Annotated in this window: 13 protein-coding genes; 7 read left to right on the top strand and 6 right to left on the bottom strand. The window is 70.2% G+C overall.

The window, feature by feature from the left end; genetic code table 11:
- The first annotated feature begins 71 nt into the window (after positions 1–71).
- From ACFC8N_RS16785 to ACFC8N_RS16775, 3 genes are all read left to right on the top strand, one after another.
- Positions 72–1913, top strand: coding sequence for a VWA domain-containing protein (locus ACFC8N_RS16785; RefSeq protein WP_376288577.1), 1842 nt, complete (start codon positions 72–74; stop codon positions 1911–1913).
- A gap of 184 nt (positions 1914–2097) precedes the next feature.
- Positions 2098–2574 (top strand): hypothetical protein, encoded by a 477-nt coding sequence (locus tag ACFC8N_RS16780; RefSeq protein ID WP_376288576.1) that lies wholly within the window; start codon positions 2098–2100, stop codon positions 2572–2574.
- Between the two features lie 40 nt (positions 2575–2614).
- Positions 2615–3076 (top strand): hypothetical protein, encoded by a 462-nt coding sequence (locus ACFC8N_RS16775; RefSeq protein WP_376288575.1) that lies wholly within the window; start codon positions 2615–2617, stop codon positions 3074–3076.
- Between the two features lie 539 nt (positions 3077–3615).
- Here the strand turns inward: ACFC8N_RS16775 and ACFC8N_RS16770 are convergent.
- Positions 3616–4587 carry a phosphotransferase family protein gene (locus ACFC8N_RS16770; RefSeq protein WP_376288574.1) on the bottom strand — a complete coding sequence of 324 codons (972 nt, stop codon included), beginning with the start codon at positions 4585–4587 and terminating at the stop codon, positions 3616–3618.
- A gap of 718 nt (positions 4588–5305) precedes the next feature.
- On the opposite strand from ACFC8N_RS16770, the gene ACFC8N_RS16765 reads away from it, so the two are divergent.
- The 4 genes from ACFC8N_RS16765 to ACFC8N_RS16750 all read left to right on the top strand — a co-directional run bounded on the left by ACFC8N_RS16765 (position 5306) and on the right by ACFC8N_RS16750 (position 12068).
- Positions 5306–10195, top strand: a complete 4890-nt coding sequence (locus tag ACFC8N_RS16765) for an RICIN domain-containing protein (RefSeq protein ID WP_376288573.1) — start codon at positions 5306–5308, stop codon at positions 10193–10195.
- Positions 10196–10205: 10 nt separating this feature from the next.
- Entirely contained in the window at positions 10206–10832 is a 627-nt protein-coding gene (locus tag ACFC8N_RS16760) for a hypothetical protein (RefSeq protein ID WP_376288572.1), read from the top strand.
- Between the two features lie 358 nt (positions 10833–11190).
- Positions 11191–11412, top strand: a complete 222-nt coding sequence (locus ACFC8N_RS16755; protein WP_376288571.1) for a hypothetical protein — start codon at positions 11191–11193, stop codon at positions 11410–11412.
- A gap of 116 nt (positions 11413–11528) precedes the next feature.
- Positions 11529–12068: a hypothetical protein gene (locus ACFC8N_RS16750; RefSeq protein WP_376288570.1), complete on the top strand. Its 540-nt coding sequence runs from the start codon at positions 11529–11531 to the stop codon at positions 12066–12068.
- Positions 12069–12070: 2 nt separating this feature from the next.
- Here ACFC8N_RS16750 and ACFC8N_RS16745 read toward each other — a convergent pair whose 3' ends face one another.
- From ACFC8N_RS16745 to ACFC8N_RS16725, 5 genes are all read right to left on the bottom strand, one after another.
- A complete protein-coding gene (locus ACFC8N_RS16745) occupies positions 12071–12598 on the bottom strand; it encodes an NUDIX hydrolase (RefSeq protein ID WP_376288569.1) in 528 nt (175 codons plus the stop codon).
- A 150-nt stretch (positions 12599–12748) separates the two neighbouring features.
- Entirely contained in the window at positions 12749–13621 is an 873-nt protein-coding gene (locus ACFC8N_RS16740; protein WP_376288568.1) for a helix-turn-helix domain-containing protein, read from the bottom strand.
- A gap of 372 nt (positions 13622–13993) precedes the next feature.
- Positions 13994–14878, bottom strand: coding sequence for an extensin (locus ACFC8N_RS16735; RefSeq protein ID WP_376288567.1), 885 nt, complete (start codon positions 14876–14878; stop codon positions 13994–13996).
- Positions 14875–15810 (bottom strand): NlpC/P60 family protein, encoded by a 936-nt coding sequence (locus ACFC8N_RS16730; protein ID WP_376288566.1) that lies wholly within the window; start codon positions 15808–15810, stop codon positions 14875–14877. The genes ACFC8N_RS16735 and ACFC8N_RS16730 overlap by 4 nt, the downstream gene beginning before the upstream one ends.
- On the bottom strand, positions 15807–16796 hold the full coding sequence (locus tag ACFC8N_RS16725; protein ID WP_376288565.1) for a replication-relaxation family protein: 990 nt from the start codon (positions 16794–16796) through the stop codon (positions 15807–15809). The genes ACFC8N_RS16730 and ACFC8N_RS16725 overlap by 4 nt, the downstream gene beginning before the upstream one ends.
- Between the last annotated feature and the right edge of the window lie 23 nt (positions 16797–16819).

The following is a 16819-nucleotide window of genomic DNA, read 5'->3' as shown; positions in this document are numbered from 1 at the left end:
GCCAGGACACATACCCGGCCCCGGGCACCCACCCCGCCCACCGGCACCTGCTCGGAAGGGACCCAACCGGCATGCCCGCACCCTCTCACCTCCTGCCCACCCGCCCGGCCGTCACCGACACCGAACAGGCCCTGGCCCGCTGGGAGGACGACGGCGGCCCCGCCTACGAGGCCACGCCCCGCCCGCAGGACGATCACTGGCTGCGGATCGCCGCCGCCCTGGCCGAACGGCTCCCGGAACTTGCCGGGCGCGACGACGTGATCGTCACCTGCGAGGACCAGACCCGCTCCGGCGCCCCGGCCGCCTTCTTCCCCGCCACCGCCCAACTCGAGATCGACCGGGCCCTGTTCGCCCCCCTCCGCCCCGCCGCCATCAACCCCAACCAGGCGGGCGACGAAGCAAACTACCCCGTCGCCTGGGGCGTGTTCACCCACGAAGCCGCACACGCCGCCCACAGCCGCTGGTCCACCCCGCCACCCCTACGTGGCAGCGCCCTCGATACGGCAGCCCAGCTGCTGGAGGAGTCACGGGTCGAACACGCCCAGATCACGCGCCGCCCCGCAGACCGGGCACACCTGCGGACCGCGATCCAGCACATGGTGATGGCGGACTTCACCACCAAGGGCCCGGCCGACCGGTGGGAGGCGGCCGGGGCGGCAGGCCTGATCCTGGCCCGCCGCGACGCCGGAATCCTCGACCCCGACGAGACCGAACCCCTCCACCACGCCGTGCACCACATCCTCGGCGAGGAGACACTCGCCCAGCTCCGGATGATCTGGACGGCCGCGCACGCCACCGCCGACGACGACGCATCCGCCATGCTGGCCCACGCCCGCGCCTGGTGCGAAGCACTGGGCGCAACACCTGATCAGCCGCAACCGATCCCGGTCCCCAGCAGCGGCCCCGGGAACGCCAGCGGCGGCGGTGAGCTCGCCGCTGCGGTCGGGAAGGTCGCCGCCACGGTCGCGGCGAACGAGGCCACCGAACGAGCAGCCCAGGCCCGGATCACGGCCGCCCGCGTCTCCCGGACCCGGGCGAAAGCCACACAGGCTGCCCAAGCGCGGCAAGCGGCCGGTATCGCCGAGAAGGTCTTCGGCCCCGGCAAACGCCCCTATACCCCTGATAGCCAGCGTGCCCGGGGCCGACTCGGCCGTGCCGCCTCCCCGGTGACCGGCACCCGCCCGCCCACGCCAGCGGAGAAGTCGGCGGCCGGGCGCCTCGCCCGCGCCCTGCGCACGGCGGCCTACCGCGAACGCACCACCACAGTCACCGCCTCGGCGGTTCCGCCCGGGCGCCTGAACATGCGCGGAGCACTGGCCCGGGACGCACAGAAAGCGGCCGGTGCCCTGCCCACCGCCCAGCCTTGGATCCGCACCCAGCGCCGCCAGGGCCCCACCCCGCCCCTGCGCGTCGGCATCGCGGTCGACGTCTCCGGCTCCATGTGCGCCGCCGCAGCCCCGATCGCCTCGGCCGCCTGGATCGTCGCCAAGGCCGCCGCCCTGACCGACGCCGACTCACGCACCGCCACCATCGCCTACCGCCGCGCACTGACCGCGATCACCCAACCGGGCCGCGTCCCCTCGAAGGTGACCGAATTCGACGCGGACGGCGGCGGGCACAGCCTCGCCGAGGCCACCGATGCCCTCAGCGCCGCCCTCGACCTCACCACACCGGGCACCGGTCGACTGCTGGTGATCGCCTCCGACGGCCACTACCGCCCCGACGAGGCCGCCCGCGCCGCCGACCGCATCACCGCCCTGCGCACAGCCGGGTGCGCGGTGTTGTGGCTCGCCTTCGACACCGACCCTCGCCCCCTGCCCGGCGCCACCCTCCTGGAACTCACCGACCCGGCCCAGGCCGTCACCGCGATCGGCCAGGCAGCTGCCGCCGCCCTCGCCGCAACCACCGCCTGACCCGCCAGGTGGCGCCCCCGGCCCCGCCCGGGGGCGGCACCCAGCCGCGCATCAACCACTACGCCGCTCAGCCAGGCACCGGCACCCGCGCCCGAACAGCAGCCCGGCCGCCCGTCCCTACGCCGCGGGCCGCCTCCACCCCGACCACCCACCCGCCACGACCGCGAAGGAGACCACAACCGCCATGACCTCACTCGCCGAACGCGCCCACGCCGCCGCCGTGTTCATCCGCCACAACACCGCAATCAGCCCGCACGGCCCCTACCGGGGCGAGGAACACGCCCGCACTGCCGTACGCCTGGCTGCCGCCCTAGGACTCGGCCTGGACCAGATCACCACCGCCCCGGACTGGCAGCGCCGCCGCACCAGCCCCGCAGAGCCGGTCCTGGCCACCGCCACCTGTCCCGACACGAACGAGCAGTACGTCTTCCTCTCGCGCTTTCCGATCTACGACGACGAAGCATTCGAACTCCTCGGTCCCTGCCCCGAATGCTCCGGCCACGTCCCGCTCGCCCTGGTCCGTCACCTCGCTGACCTCGGCACCTATCTCGCCCGCCCGCCGCTCACGCCTGGTGACATCCCACGGCCGGACACGGTGCCGGACACCTTCAGCGTCGATGAAGGGCACAGCCGTACCTGCCGCTACGGCGAAGTCCTCTGACGCAGCAGAACCCACCTACCGAGAAAGGAACGCCGCTGCCATGACCGAGCACCTCACCCCCGGGAGCCGGGTCCGGGGCACCGCCGCCCGCAGCAGCCCGCCGGACAAGCCGGCCTGCCCGACACCTGATCCGCAGATCAGCCCGGCACCGGGCACCCAAGCCGTATACGGGGTCCTCGGCGACACCGGCTACTGTCGCCTCGACGATCTGTGCCTGCAGCGTGGAACCGTGCTGGGCGCGCTGGCCGTCCTGGTACGGGATACCGCCCGAGAGGCGGACCGGCTCCACGGGAAACTGCGCCGCCACGCCACCCGTGCCCGTGACTGCCTCGACAACGCCCTCAACCCGCCCTCGGGTCCGGCCTTCGTCCCGGTCACCGGCCTGCTCACCACCACCGGCCACACCACCGACCTGCACGCCGCACGATTCGCCCAGCAGATGAACCAACTCGCCCTCGTCCTGGAGACCTACCAGGCCGTTGTGCGGCACCCCGAGGCGTGACCGAAGGCAGTTGGCCATGTGGGGGCGCGCGACCGGCCCCCGGCCCTGCCCTTCTACGAATCCCCGACGGCGGGTCGGCATCGCGGCACCGGCCCGCCCGGTCCCTACCTGCTCGTACATCAGCTCCTCCACCGTGCTCATCCCCCTCCGCGCGACTGCCGACAACGGCCAGGCCGCCGCTCGCCGACCTGCAGGCCGTATGGCGGAGCACCTGCTGGCCAAAGGCCGCCCCGACCTCGACGCGCCCACCCTTACCAGGGCCGTAGCGGAGCGGAGGCCGCCGTATAGGTGCTGGCTTGCACGCGCCCCTCTGTCCGCCCGCAGGACACACACCTGATGCACTGCTTCCGGGCTCTCGATCAGCCGGCCCACGCGGCTCGTACCGGCCTGCCGTGCGCCGCAGCGCCCCAGACCTCAACACCCCTGCGCTGACCACTTCACACTGATGGGGATGCCGAGATTCCCCAGGGTCTGCTCGACTCCCCACTTGGTTGAGCAGTAAACGACGAGGCCGAGGCCCGCGCCCGGACCGCCTTGGCTCAGCCCAGCGCGTCCATCAGGGAGGTGACATAGGCATCCAGCCGCTCTTCCATGGCTCGTGTCGTCAGCTCGGTCCGTCCTGCCTCCCGCCACGGCTGCGCCACCGACTGCACTTCCTCCGAGGACGCCAGTGGCTCCCGCACCTGCCAGTACAGCCGCTCGTCCGCGGCCGCGGCCAGCCTCCCGCCGGCCTCCTGGTACGCCTCGGTGAAGCGCAGGCCCCACGCCGGGCCGTGCAGCAGCGCGAGATTGGTGGAGCAGTGCGCCACGTCGAGGTCCGCCGGGCCCCAGGAGGCCGCCGCCCAGTCGACGACGCCGGTGATCCGGGCACCGGCGGCACCGGCCGGGTCCTCGGGCGGCAGGTCGAACAGCACGTTGCCGGGCTGGAAGTCCCGGTGTAGGAACCGCCCTTCGTAGCGCGGCACGGGCTTGCGGATCACGTCGATGGCGGCGGCCCAGACCGCGGCGTCGGCGCCCTCGGGGGTCACGACCGTGTCGGCGGTCGTCAGCGCCACGTACTCCCGGGGCCGGACGGCCGGCCGCACCGCGTGGACCGCCACGAGTTGACGGGCCAGCAGGGGCAGGCGCGTCTCCAGCCCCTCGTCGTCGAGGACCGTCCGGCCCGGCAGGTGGGTCATGAGGAGCGAGGGGTACTCGCAGTGCGCGGCGGTCGGGTCGACGGCGACGAGTCCGGGAGCCGGCACGCCGGTGCCGATGAGCGTGGTCAGGGCGTCGGCCTCTCTGTGCAGGAGGTCCTCGGCCGGCCCCTGCCGGGTCGGGCCGACAAAGGAGCGCAGCACCAGGTGCCGGGTGCCTCCGTCCCGCGTGCCGATGGTCAGCCTCCGCATGTCGGCGGTGGCGCCGCCGTGCAGCGCCTCGGCTCCGACGATCCGCTCGCCGGCCTCCAGGTGCCGGTGCACCCAGGCCAGTGTCAACGGTCGGACAGCCGCTGCCTCATCATGATTGGTCACCGTGCCACCTCATCATCCGGACGGCGGCACGCGCGAACCCTTACGAGCCTGTCCGCAAGTCAGCGTGCAGGTGGTGGGTGGGGAAGTTGGGCGAGCAGGTCTGTCCGCACCCTTTCAAAGAGCCCTATCAACTCTTCACCAAGAGCCGCAGCCCGGCGTCCAAGCGCTGCGTGGCGGGTCATTGTCGGAATCCCCGCAACGACGGTGGGTTCTGCGGCGGCTGCGGCCAGGCAGGTTGAGGGGGCGGCGATGAACTGCACCCAGGCGTGATCGGAGGGCGAAAACCAGCCATCTCTTGTCAGTTGATGGCCCTGCATTTGCCATTCATGCACACAGGAACTCCACGAGGTGATCGCGAAATCTCCTTGCAGGGACGGACTCTTCCCGCCTTCTCCGGTGGCTGGCCAGCCTGGCAGATTCAGGCCAGCCTCTTCGTCCGCCCGGACATGAACATCTGTACGGGCGGTCTGTGTATGCGTAGGGTAAAGCCGCGCGTGACCGGATCATGACCAATCCGCGTCCGTGCGTGTTGACCAGCGGCCGGGGGAACAGCGTCGCTCACGGGGAGGGGTAGCACCGTCATGCCGTCGTACCTGCCGTCGGAACGCCAGAAGCGTCCGTAGACCGCAACGCGTACGGGATCCAGCCATCCCGGCATGCCGTCAGGGATGCGTTCTGCTGCTCCCTGTTCTCCGGCCTTCTCCCGGCCCGCACTCCCATGAACGCAGAAAGGGATGCTCCTGTGCACCCCAGACCTTGGTTCCGCCTGCCCGGATCACGAAGACCACGGAGACTGCCTTCCGCCGTCACCGGTGTCACGGCGCTAGCGGTTCTGGCCGGACTCGCGGTCCAGCCCGGCTCGTCCGGGCCGGCCCCCGAACCGGCCGCCGACTCCTACCCCTGGTACCAGGACACCACTGCCGAGCAACTGCGGCAGGACCAGTGCCTGATGACCGACGTGCTGCGGCTCGGCGGCCCGACGATGGCCACGACCGCCCAGGACGGCCTCAACCAGAGCGCCGACAAGCTCCATGTCCTGGCGGACCGGAAGAACTGGGAGCAGACGCCGCTGGCCGTCGCGTACCAGAAGGACCGGGACGCGGCGGGCAAGGAGATGGCCGGGCTCGATGCTCTCCGGGAGGGCTGGAAGAAGCCTCTCGACGGTCTGGCGACTCCTGGGGGATTCACCGACACCGCCTTTCACCTGCCGCCCGACGGCGAGCAGAGCTTCTACAGCCAGACCGGTCTGAGCACGTGGGTCGCCGGCCGGTTCTGGAAGAACGACAGTGACTTCTACGAGGACGCCACTCCGGCGGCCGACACCGCGACGCTCAAGGCCGTCGACGCCGTGGGCAACCCGGTCTACGGTAAGGACCCGGACCCGGCGGGGAAGTCACAGCAGGAGTGGAACCGGGCGCTGGCCGAGCACGACGCGTTCCAATGGATGCACGGCGGCCCCGCGAGGAACGCCGGCGCCGACGACGCGCGAGTCTTCCTTTCCTCCGGTGGCTTCCCGCGCACTGCTCCGCAGCCGGGAACGCCGGAGTACCGCATCGCGGTGGAGGACGTGAAGTCCCGCTTCGCGGCGTGCGGTTGGCGTGACCCGCTCGACCCGAACAACGTGCTGGGCGATGTGAGCACGACCGCGGCAGGTGAATGGCAGCAGGAGGTAGCCTCCCAGGCCACCCAGCGCAACCAGATCCTGGACGCGAACAAGAGCGCGGTCGACGCCCTGGCCAAGGGCGCGAAGGCGCTGAGCGGCATGCTGGGGAACTCCTGGGTCGCCGACCATCTCACCCGCTGGCAAGACTACTGGTCCCCGGGTGGCGTCGGCTGGATCGGCGATTCCTCCCTGGTGATGCGGGTGGAGGCGGCCAAGGGCAAGTGCCTGGACGTCCAGGGCAGCGGAACGGCCAACGGCACCCCGGTGCAGATCTACACCTGCAACAACAGTGCCGCCCAGGAGTGGAAGTTCTGGGGCGCCTACGACGGCGGGTACGCCCTGTACAACACCAATGCACGCAAGTGCCTCGATGTGAAGAGCGGCAACGACGCCAACGGCACGAAGATCCAGATCTGGACGTGCAACGGCTCCCCGGCGCAGCAGTGGCAGCTCGATGTCCGCGCCGCCGGCGAGCTGCGTAACGCCGTGACCGGCAAGTGCCTGGATCTGCACACGTTTGACAACGGCAACGACACCCAGCTGTACACGTGCAACGGCACCGACGCGCAGAAGATCCGCGTCGTTCCCCAGGGCCACGACGGCACCGACAGCCTGTCGTACCCAGACAAGGCCCAGTTCACGAGGGCCACCGCCGGCATCACCCTGGCCCAGACGGGTGCGAAGAGTCAGCTTGCCGTGCTCAAGGCGGGGTTGGCGGCCGCGCAGAAGGCCGCAACCGACTCCGACAGCGCACTTCAGGCCGCCTATGGCATCGCGGACGCCAATGGGGCGCCGCGGGGCCGCGGTCTGCTGGTGGGTGAGCAGAAGGCGCAGGTCACCCGGGGAGCCGCCGCCGCGCTCGCGGCGATGGAGAAGGCGGGTGAGACGGCCGAGGCCGCCACCCGCGCCTCCGCCGGTGACAGCGCGACCATCGCCCAGCGCGCCCTGGCGCAGGCGGCGCAGTCGAAGGCCGAGTTCCGCAAGGAGGCCGCGAAGGCCGCCGAGGAGCAGGCCAAGGCCGCGGCCGACGCGGCCAAGGTCCACCGGGACAACGCCAAGAAGGACAAGGAGACCGCCGAGGCCAAGCTCGCCGATGCCGTGAAGGCCGAGGGCGACGCGGAGGCGGCTGCCGCCGACGCGCACGCCAAGCGGCTGGACGCACAGGCTCAGGAGAAGACGGCCAAGGCGGAGAAGGAGACGGCCGCCGCCAAGCAGGCCGAGGCCGCCGACGACAGGAAGAACGCCGAGGCCCAGGCGACCCGGGCCAAGGACGCCAAGGACAAGGCCGACACCGCCGAGAAGACCGCCGAGGGCAAGCGGGACGACGCGAACACGGCCCGCGACAAGGCCAAGGCCATGCGCGACGACGCCTGGGACGCCGAGCAGAAGGCGGACGCGGCCCGTGCCAAGGCCGACGCCAAGGACGCCTACGCCGACAAGCTGGACTCCGGGGACGCCGCAACCGCCGCCCGGGCTGCCGCCGATGAGGCGGACAAGGCTGCCGACGACGCCGACACCGCGGCGCAGAACGCCCGCGCCGCTGCCGACGCAGCCACCCAGGCGGCAGCCGACGCCGACGCGGCGGCCACCCGCGCTGAGGCCGCGGCCAAGCGGGCGCGCTCGGACGCGGACGCCGCGCAGGCCGACAAGGCGAAGGCGGACGCGGCGGTCAAGACCGCCACCAGCGCCGCCGCCGACGCCATCAAGGCCTCCCAGGACGCCGCCACCGAGGCCAGGGCCGCGGTCAAGCTCGCCGACGAGGCCGAACAGCACGCCAAGGACGCCAAGACCCAGGCCGACGCCGCCAGCACCGAAGCCGGCAAGGCACTCGACGCCTCGGCCAAGGCCGCCGGATACGCCCATGTCACCGCGCAGGCCGCCGTGGACGCAGGCAAGGCGGCCGAGAAGGTCGCCGACCCCGCCAACGACGCCATCCAGCTCGGCTCGCCCTACGTCGAAACCGACTCCGCCGCCGTCCTGGTGGTCCTGACCGGACAGGCCTCCAAGTCCATCGCCGACCAGCAGCAGGCCGTCGCCGACGCCCATGCCAAGAACGCCCAAGCCGAGGCGGACGCGGCCAAGAACCTCGCCGACCAGGCCAAGGGCGACGCCAAGGAGGCCTACCAGCACGCCGCGAACGCAGCCCAGTACGCTGCGGACGCCCGCACCTACTCCAAGGAGGCTCTCGGCTACGCGGCCGACGCTGCCAAGGCCGCCTCAGCAGCCGCCTCGTCGCTGGCCCGCACCATCGACTACGACCAACAGGCGGCCGACGACGCCGCGGCCGCCGACAAGGCCGCAGGCAACGCCGAGGGCTACGCCAAGGACGCCCGCGACTCCGCCGACACAGCCGAACTCGACGCGGCGGCAGCACGCTCGGCAGCCGCCCAGGCCGAACAGGATGCCAAGGACGCCCGTGCAGCGGCCGACCGCGCCGACACAGCGGCGACCGAGGCCGAACAGGCAGCCAAGGACGCAGACAAGTACGCCAAGGAAGCCCAGACTGCCGCCGACCGCACCGAACGGGAGAAGGCCAACCAGCAGGTGCAGACGGGCGCGACGACCGGTGTCGGCGGAGTCTTCTCCGTCATCGACGACATCAGGCAGGACGGGGACCCCGAACAACTGCCCAACGAATGCCACAACTTCAACTGCAACACCATGGTGTACATCGCGCACTTCGACGCGGTGGTCAGCTACTACCTGTGCCTGAACCCGGATGTGCCTGCCACCGAGTCCGGCTGTCCGGCCGAGGACACCGTCTTCCTCAAGACGGTGACGATCAAGGGCCTGAGCAAGAAGGTCAAGATGTCCGCCGTGGACGTGGCTCTGGACCTCTGGAAGGGCATCGCCAAGTCGATCACTGGGGACTTCACCGGTTGCTACCACAAACTCGCCGGTGACGGCGACGGCAGCCTCGGTGACTGCGCCTGGGCCGCCACCTGGCTTCCGCTCGGTGGTCCGCTCGGGAAGATCGCCGAGGCGATCCGAGGCATGGACGCCGCCTTGCGTTCCGGGGAAGGGGTCGCCGATGCATTGAAGGCCCTGAAGACACTGGATGTTGACGCGGAGACCCTGGCGGACATCGAGCGGTCGGTGAACGTGTACAAGGAGGCGCGGACGGCCTGCTCGGTCAACAGCTTCCCCGGCACCACCCAGGTGGTCCTCGCCGACGGCAGCCGCAAGGCGATTCGTGACGTACGCACCGGTGACCTGCTGCTCGCCACCGACCCGGCGACGGGACGGGCTCAGGGCGAGCCGGTCACACGGACGTTCCACCACACCGCGGTCGACCTGGTCGATGTCGCCCTCACCAACGGCGGACACCTCACCAGCACACCCGGACACCGGTTCTTCGTCACCGGACACGGCTGGACCCTGGCATCCGACCTGCGGCACGGAGACACCCTGCGCGGCCCGGACGGAACCGCCCGCACCGTGGCCGCACTGCTCGACGAGCACCAGGCCGCGCCGCGGACGGTGTACGACCTGACCGTGTCCGGCCTGCACACCTTCTACGCGATCGCCGGCAGCAGCCCGGTCCTGGTCCACAACTGCAATAACCTCGTCGCCGATGCCGGTGAGTTCCCTGGACAGGCTCACGCCCTTGACGAGCACACGGCCGGCCCCGGACTCGTAACCGAGGAGGACGCCAAGAGACTAGCTAAGGCGAAGGGAGTCAACGGGGTGTTCGCTGACGTCGACACGGCACAGGCCGTGGTGGACTATGCACTGTCTACCAAGGCAGCCGAAATCCAGCGCTGGATGCGCGGCACCCAGCGGGAGAGGGCGTTGACGGGGACCTATCCTGGGAAGGACTCCCTCGGCTACGTGGCACACAGCGACGGAAGCATCACACCCGCCAAAAATGCCTTCCGGATCGTGCTGAAGAAGGCCAAGGGTCATAAGAGCGGTTACTACGTGTTCACTGCATTCCCGATGTAGGAGGTGATGAGTGAAGCGATTCGACGAGTCCGACTTCGGCCTGACATGGCTCACCACCATGTTCCACCAGGACTGGACGCACAACGGAGCCACGGGGGCCGAGGCGGTCCGGTATCACTTGGCCCCGGACCTGGAGCCTGAGGCAGTGCTGCTCATCCGCCGGGATGCCCAGGTCCTGCTGGACAGCCTCGACTCAGCGACCATCGAGACCCTGTGGCAGGCCGCGACGGATCCGGAAGGCGCCTTCTCCGACCCGCCCAGGGGCTTTACCTCGGGTACAGCGTGGATGGAGACCCTGGTCCAACTCTGTGACGACTGGCTGGCCATCGCACCGGACATCTCGCCGCTCACCGGCAGCGATGCCGACGACGGGGCCGACATGGCGGATGAGGTTCTGGCCGAGATCGACCACACCCGCATCCTGCCGGACGCCATCCGAAAGGCCCTGGCCCTGTGTGCCAGCAGGTGCACGCCCGACCTGGCACTCAGACTGCTCCTCAGAGCGATCTGCGAGATCGGTATCCGATCTGGCACGGCGCTCTCCCAGGACCAATACACGCGACTGCAGGCGCTGGGCTCGGCTCTGCACTACGGAGAGTTCCTCGTGGCAGAAGTGGAGCCCTTGGTCACCAGCTAGAACTTCAGTACGTTAAAGGACTGCCGCACCCGTGGTGTGCGGCAGTCCTTCGCGTTCCAGCCCCTCTTGTGCCAGTGCCGCGGTTGTCGACGCCCGCGTGCTCGGCCCGGGGCAACCCCGTGCGGGATGCGAGTTCGTACGCTGCGCGTGCGAAGGTTGCGCGCGCTGAACGCTGGGTCCAGTACGCTACCTACATCGCGACCGCCGCCGAGACCACCCCCGCGATCATCCTTAGGACTGTCATCGGACTGAGATCTCTGGGGCTAGAGCCTGTCCGGGCGATCATGTAGACAACGCCGGTACTCGCTGACCGAAATGCGCATGCGGATTGCCGGCTCGAGTGCCTACTATCCCGGTCATGCCAAGACCCTTCGGATTCGCCTATGCCCAGCGCCCTGATGGCACCGTGACGATCACCCGCCAGGGCCGTCCGGCGGGCACGTTGCGCGGCGCGCGTGCCCAGAAGTTCCTTGCGGGGGTCGAGTCGGGGGATGCCCAACTGGTGATGGCCCGCTGGACAGGGGCCTACAAGCACGGCAATGAGCGCACCGCGCGCAACCACCCACGCAACCGGTCGTAGGGCCTGCCCATCGGATCTTCGCGGTGCCCCTGTCGCCCATGCTGAGGCGGCCATTCCCGGCCACCTCGACCCAGTCAAGGAGAGAGCAGCTGACTCCGCATTCCCTCGCGTTCTACGTGGACGTGGTCATGTCTGGAACGGTCCTCGGTGCCAAGCCGACGGACAGCCCCGACCAAGTTAGCGCGATCTTGAGTTCCGACTTCGCCGAGAACTCCATTGACGACTACAGCATGTGGCGCGACTACGGATTGGTCGAGTTCTTCTGGGACCGGGAATCGCCCGACCACCCATGGCAGGGGCACCACTTCACCCTGCAGGTGCATCGGCTTTCGTATTGGGGCAGCAGCATTGTCAACAAGGCGATTCGCGAGCGGTACGGTCGCTTTGACCGTCACCTCCGCTTCGACAAACTGCAGCGGCTGCTGTCGAACCGCGGCGTGTGCCTGGAGGACGTCCCGGACGCCAATGCCCCGGCCTTCACCCTGCACTGGCAGCCCGCTTCCCAGGTGTCCGTCATGGCCTTCCGGGAACGCGAGTGGGGGCGGCCTCGGCGGCGCGGCAACGACCTTGTCGGCGACGTGCATAAAATCTCGTCACCACTGACTGCCGAGCAAGTGGCATGGAACAGAGCACGCTACGGCCGTCAGGACGCCTAGAGTCAGTCCGGGCGATCTTGTAGGGCCGTGGCGATGAGGTCGTGGATGAGGTACTCGCCGGGGGCTCGGTTCTCCTTGAGGCGGGAGAGGTCGTTGGGGCCGAACCAGTCGCAAGCGGTGTGCTTGGACCAATCCAGGGTGGGGTGCTCCAGGTCGCCGTCGACCTCGACGAGGTAGTCGGCCTCGTGCCGCGTTCCGTTCCCGTCGTCGCCGGTCCAGGTGGTGATTCCGAGCAGGCGTCGTACTCGGCGCAGGCGCCAGCCGGTCTCCTCTTCGACCTCACGGGCGAGCGTATCCAGGAGTGATTCGCCGGGCTCGACGTGGCCGCCGACGACGTCCCAGCAGTCGAGGAAGAGCCGCCTGTGGGGGCTGCGTTTCTGAGCGAAGGCCCTGCCGTCCTGGTTGAGGATGACCGCGCCGATCGCCCAGGTCTCGCCGTCGGTGGGAACCGGGGCCTGGTCCGGAGTCCAGCTTCCATAGCCCTCCGGGCCGCGCCAACGCCAACTGGCATGCCGCCATCCCCGAGCCATGAGACCTCATTCTGATTCCAGCCCTTAGCCAATTTGCCGCCGTACCCTCGCTGTTCCCGTGGCCACTAGCGTGGTGTGGGAGACTCGACCAGTTGCCGGGCTGGTTCCCAACTCTCATGGGAACCAGCCCGGTTCGGTGCTTCCGGTCGGCTACGCGTTGCCGTCGGGCGTTGCCATGCGGTAGGTGCGCGGCCGGTCGCTCATCTGCTCGGCGATGCCCTGCTGCGCCAGACTGACCAGGGCGTTGGCGATCGCTCCTGAGGACCGCTCGATCACTCGGCTGATCTTGGTGGCAGTGAATGCTTCGTCGGGGTGTGCCTCCAGGTGGTTGATGACCATCTGACGGAGCGATCCCGGGGCGAGCCGCTTCTTCTCGCCGGACTGGACAGTCATCAGCAGACGTCCCGGCGTCGGCTTTCCGGACCTTGCATCTGCAGGAGGGGCATCCTCGGCCGCCGAGTCGTCGTCGCTGGGGTTGTGACGCCCGCTGGCCTCCTCAGCGGAGTCCGCCCCGGGCTGCTCACCTTCTTGGTGCAGGGGGTTGTGTGGTGTGTCGTCTACCGACACGTCCGTGACGCGCGCACCTGAGTCGGCGCTCGTGTCTTCGCTTGCGGTTGCGGTTGCGTCGACCGGAGTGCTCTCGCAGCCCGTGCACGGGGATTCTGGCTCGGCTGTGTTGGTGGTGGAGGGCTCAGGGGTGGTGGGGGTGGGCTCCGATGGGCATGAGTTGTCGCTGCTGGTCTCGTCAGCGCGCGTGGCGCGCCAGCGGTCGGGGGTGCGGCGGGGGCCGTCGTGGCCGCCGGGGGTGCGGATGGCCAGGCCGTGCTTCTCCAGGGTGGTCAGGGCCTTGCTGGTGGTGGATCGGCCCAGGTCGGCTGCGAGCGCGAGTTCGGCGGCGGTCGTTTCCTCGTCGGCGGTGAGGGTGATCAGGTGGGCGAGGACGGAGGCGGGGGGTCCGACCAGCTGGGCGGGCTGGTCGGGTTCGGCGTGCTGCGTGCGTGTGTCGTTGGTGGTGTCGGACATGAGGGAACCTCGATTCCGTCGGAAGTCGGTTGGGCGAGGTCCCCGGCCGGGGGTGCAACCGCAAGGGTGCGGTTCGCGGATGTTCGCCGGGCGCGTGCGCATCGCGTGTTTCCCGGGCGAACGTGGCCATGGCACGGGCGGGTCGGATTCCTTGTTGGCTCGCCGGGTGCATCGGCCACGACCATGGACGCTCCGCTCCGGCGCGAAGTCAAGCGGGTCTGGCGCTTGGGGTACGGACCAGCTCAGAGCGGTGGGTCGGTGGAACGTGCAGTGCACCGGTCCGTGTGCCGATCGGCGAACGGGGAGGCCTGAACTCCCGACCCAGACCCGATCAGTCCCGGCTCTGTGCGATCGGGTGACGGGCAGGGCGGCTCAATTGACGGAGGGCGGCGATGGCGTGCGATCGCATGTCAGAAGCTGCTCGCGGATGTGCCGGGCACGCCGTGGCCCGATGCGCAGATCGGTGCGCAGCCGCCAGACGCTGACCGGCTTCCCGGTGGCGGCGCGCGATGCCTCGTTCAACGCGATGGCGCGAGGCCACACATCGGCGTCTGTCGCCGTGTCGTCGGCTGGTGGGGGATCAGATGCCAGCAGGGGGTGATGGCGCCCGTCGTCGCCCGTGTGGGGCCGGTCGTGGCCGGTGTCCGCGGCGGGGATGCTGATGGAGAAGGGCGCCGGACCGGTTCGGTCCCTTTGGTGGGCCACCGTCGATGAATCGGGGCGGCCGGTTTTCGGGTCGGCGCTGGTGCCGGGCGATCGGGATGTGCCCGGGGTGGGCAGAGAGCGCTGTTCGGGAGGATCTGCGATGGTGATCCGGTCCATGAGGTCGGTGACGGTCCGTCGGTAGGCGGCGATCGTTTCCGTCAGGGCGATCAGGAGCAGAGCGGGAGTCAGGTGCAGGAGGACGGCTGCCGGATCGGACTGGTGGGGCCAGCCGATCTGCCCGTCGGGCCACAGGCTCTCCCAGGAGTTCATGAGAGCGGCGGTGCATCCGGCGCTCCAGCGCAGTGCGGTCGACCAGATCGGCGGGCGAATTCCCCACGAGGCGAGGTGTGCGTCGACGTAGAGGACGCCGGCGAGTGCGGTGCCGATCATCGGGTCGAGGAGGACCGCGATCGGCAGAGGGATGTCGCGGCTGGTGGCGAAGCGGGTGACGTTGACCGTGGTGAAGACCAGGGCGAGGAGCCCGACCGCGCACAGGACCCAGGTCATCATCCGCAGCAGGGCGACGGCTTCACGGACGGGGACCTGCTTCACGTGCTCGCGCCTCGTGCTGCGGGCCTGGTCGCGCCTTGGAAGGAGGGGGAGTCGGTGTGCGCCGGGCCCTGACGCACGACGGCTCCGGGGTGCGGCGCATCGATGGCCTGGCCGCCTCCGATGTAGAGGGCGACGTGGGTGATGTCGCGCGGGCCGGTGCCGAAGAACAGGAGGTCACCAGGGGCCGGCGCTGCTCCTCTGGGCACATGGGGGCCTGCGTCGTACTGGTCCTGGGCGACGCGGGGGATGCTGATGCTGGCGGCATGGTAGGCGGCTTGGGTCAGGCCGGAGCAGTCGAAGCCGCCGTCGGCCGGGCCGTCGCCGCCCCACACGTACGGGGTGCCGAGCTGGGCTCGGGCGAATGCAACTGCTCTGGCTGCCGACTCGGTTGGGGCAGGAATGGCAGCCGCGTACTGTTCGGCGATCTTGAGGACCTGGTTCACGTAGGCGTCGGAGTGGTTGTACTGCCAGATGGCGTGGCGGAGGTCGTGGCCGTTGCGGGCGCCGCTGGCGCACAGCAGCCGGGCAGAGGCGTAGACGGCGTCGACCGGATCCCAGGGGGTGAGCGGGTTCTTGCCCCCAGGCGGGACGGGGTGTGCGTACGTGGCGAAGGTGGGCGGGAGGAACTGCATGGGTCCGACCGCGCCGGCCGAGGAGACCATCTCCGGGTTGCGGGCGTGGTCGGTCTCGACCTTGCCGATCGCGGCGAGGATCGTCCAGGAAAGGCCCGGACACTCCAGGGCGGCGCGTTGGTAGAGGGCGAGCAGGTTCGCGGGGATGTCCGCCAGTGCCAGCCTGCTCGGCGCGGCTGCCACACTGCCGCCGGCGGACAGCCCGCCCAGCAGTGCGGCGATGGCGAGCGCCGGCAGCAACGGCAGGGCGAGGATCGCGCAGCCGATGCCGCCGGCGGTCTTGGCGAACAGCGAGCTCACGCTCTGGCCTTGGGCGTGGGCGGAAGGGGGGACACGGGCAGGGTGAGGGCCGTGTCGGCGTCGGTCGGCTCCAGTTCGACGGCCGGACCGAGCCGGGGCCAGCGGGTGGCGAGGTTGGTGAGGGTGGTGCGGCGGGTGTCCCCGGGGCCGAGAGGACTCCACCAAGGGCCCCATGGCGTGGTGGTGGTGAAGTCTGCGGAGGAGGTCGCAATGGTCAGCCCCAGTTCCCGTGCAGGGGCGGCGAGACGGCAGCGGAGTGCCTGGTCGCGGGAGGCGGTACGGGTGTGGATGAGCAGGGCCGGGCGGGTGTCGGCTGTCGTGGCGAAGGCGGCGTAGCCGGTGAGTTTGGCCTCGACGCGACCGAGGGTCTGGCTGCCGGTGTCGTATTCGAGGAAGAACGGCAGCAGGTGCTCGCCGTCGCACCAGTGTGCGTAGGCGTCGGGACGGACCAGGTCGCCCCAGCGGCGGGCGCAGGAACGCTCGGACAACCAGAGAGTGAGCCCGACGCCAGGAGTGTTGCGGCCGTGGGCGGCGAGGTGGGTGAGGAGTTCGTTGACGCCGAGGTCGTGGCCGAGGGAGGGGGAGTAGGCGATGCGGCCGGTGTGGCTGGGGCGCCAGCCGAGGTCGGCGAGGTCGCGTCCGGCGTGGGCGGCGAGGACGGCGGCGCCGGCGGGGCCGAGGGTGTAGTGCTCGGGGGCGGAGCCGGTCTGGGTCAGGGGGCGGAAGGAGTCGAGGACGGTGTGCTGGTGCAGGGTGCGCAGGCGGCGTTGGGCCGAGCGGAGCGACGTGTAGGCGAGGCCGGCGATCTGGTGGGTGGTCAAGACGCGGTGCTCATGGAGCATGCGCGCCAACCACAGGTCGCGGGCGGTGAGGGTGCGGGAGAGCGCAGCGACGTCGGTGTGCCGGGCGGGGCGTGGGCGGGTCGTCACTGCGCGAGCGGTGCAGCGGGAGCCGGGGCCCATGGCGGGGCGGGGCAATGAGGGCATGACGGGTCACCACCAGGTGTGAG

Origin of the sequence: Streptomyces sp. NPDC055966, from assembly GCF_042269865.1 — a bacterium.
In the GTDB taxonomy this organism is placed as follows: domain Bacteria; phylum Actinomycetota; class Actinomycetes; order Streptomycetales; family Streptomycetaceae; genus Streptomyces.
The sequence above is the reverse complement of the archived record's forward strand: the minus strand, read 5'-3'. Positions and strand labels throughout refer to the sequence as shown.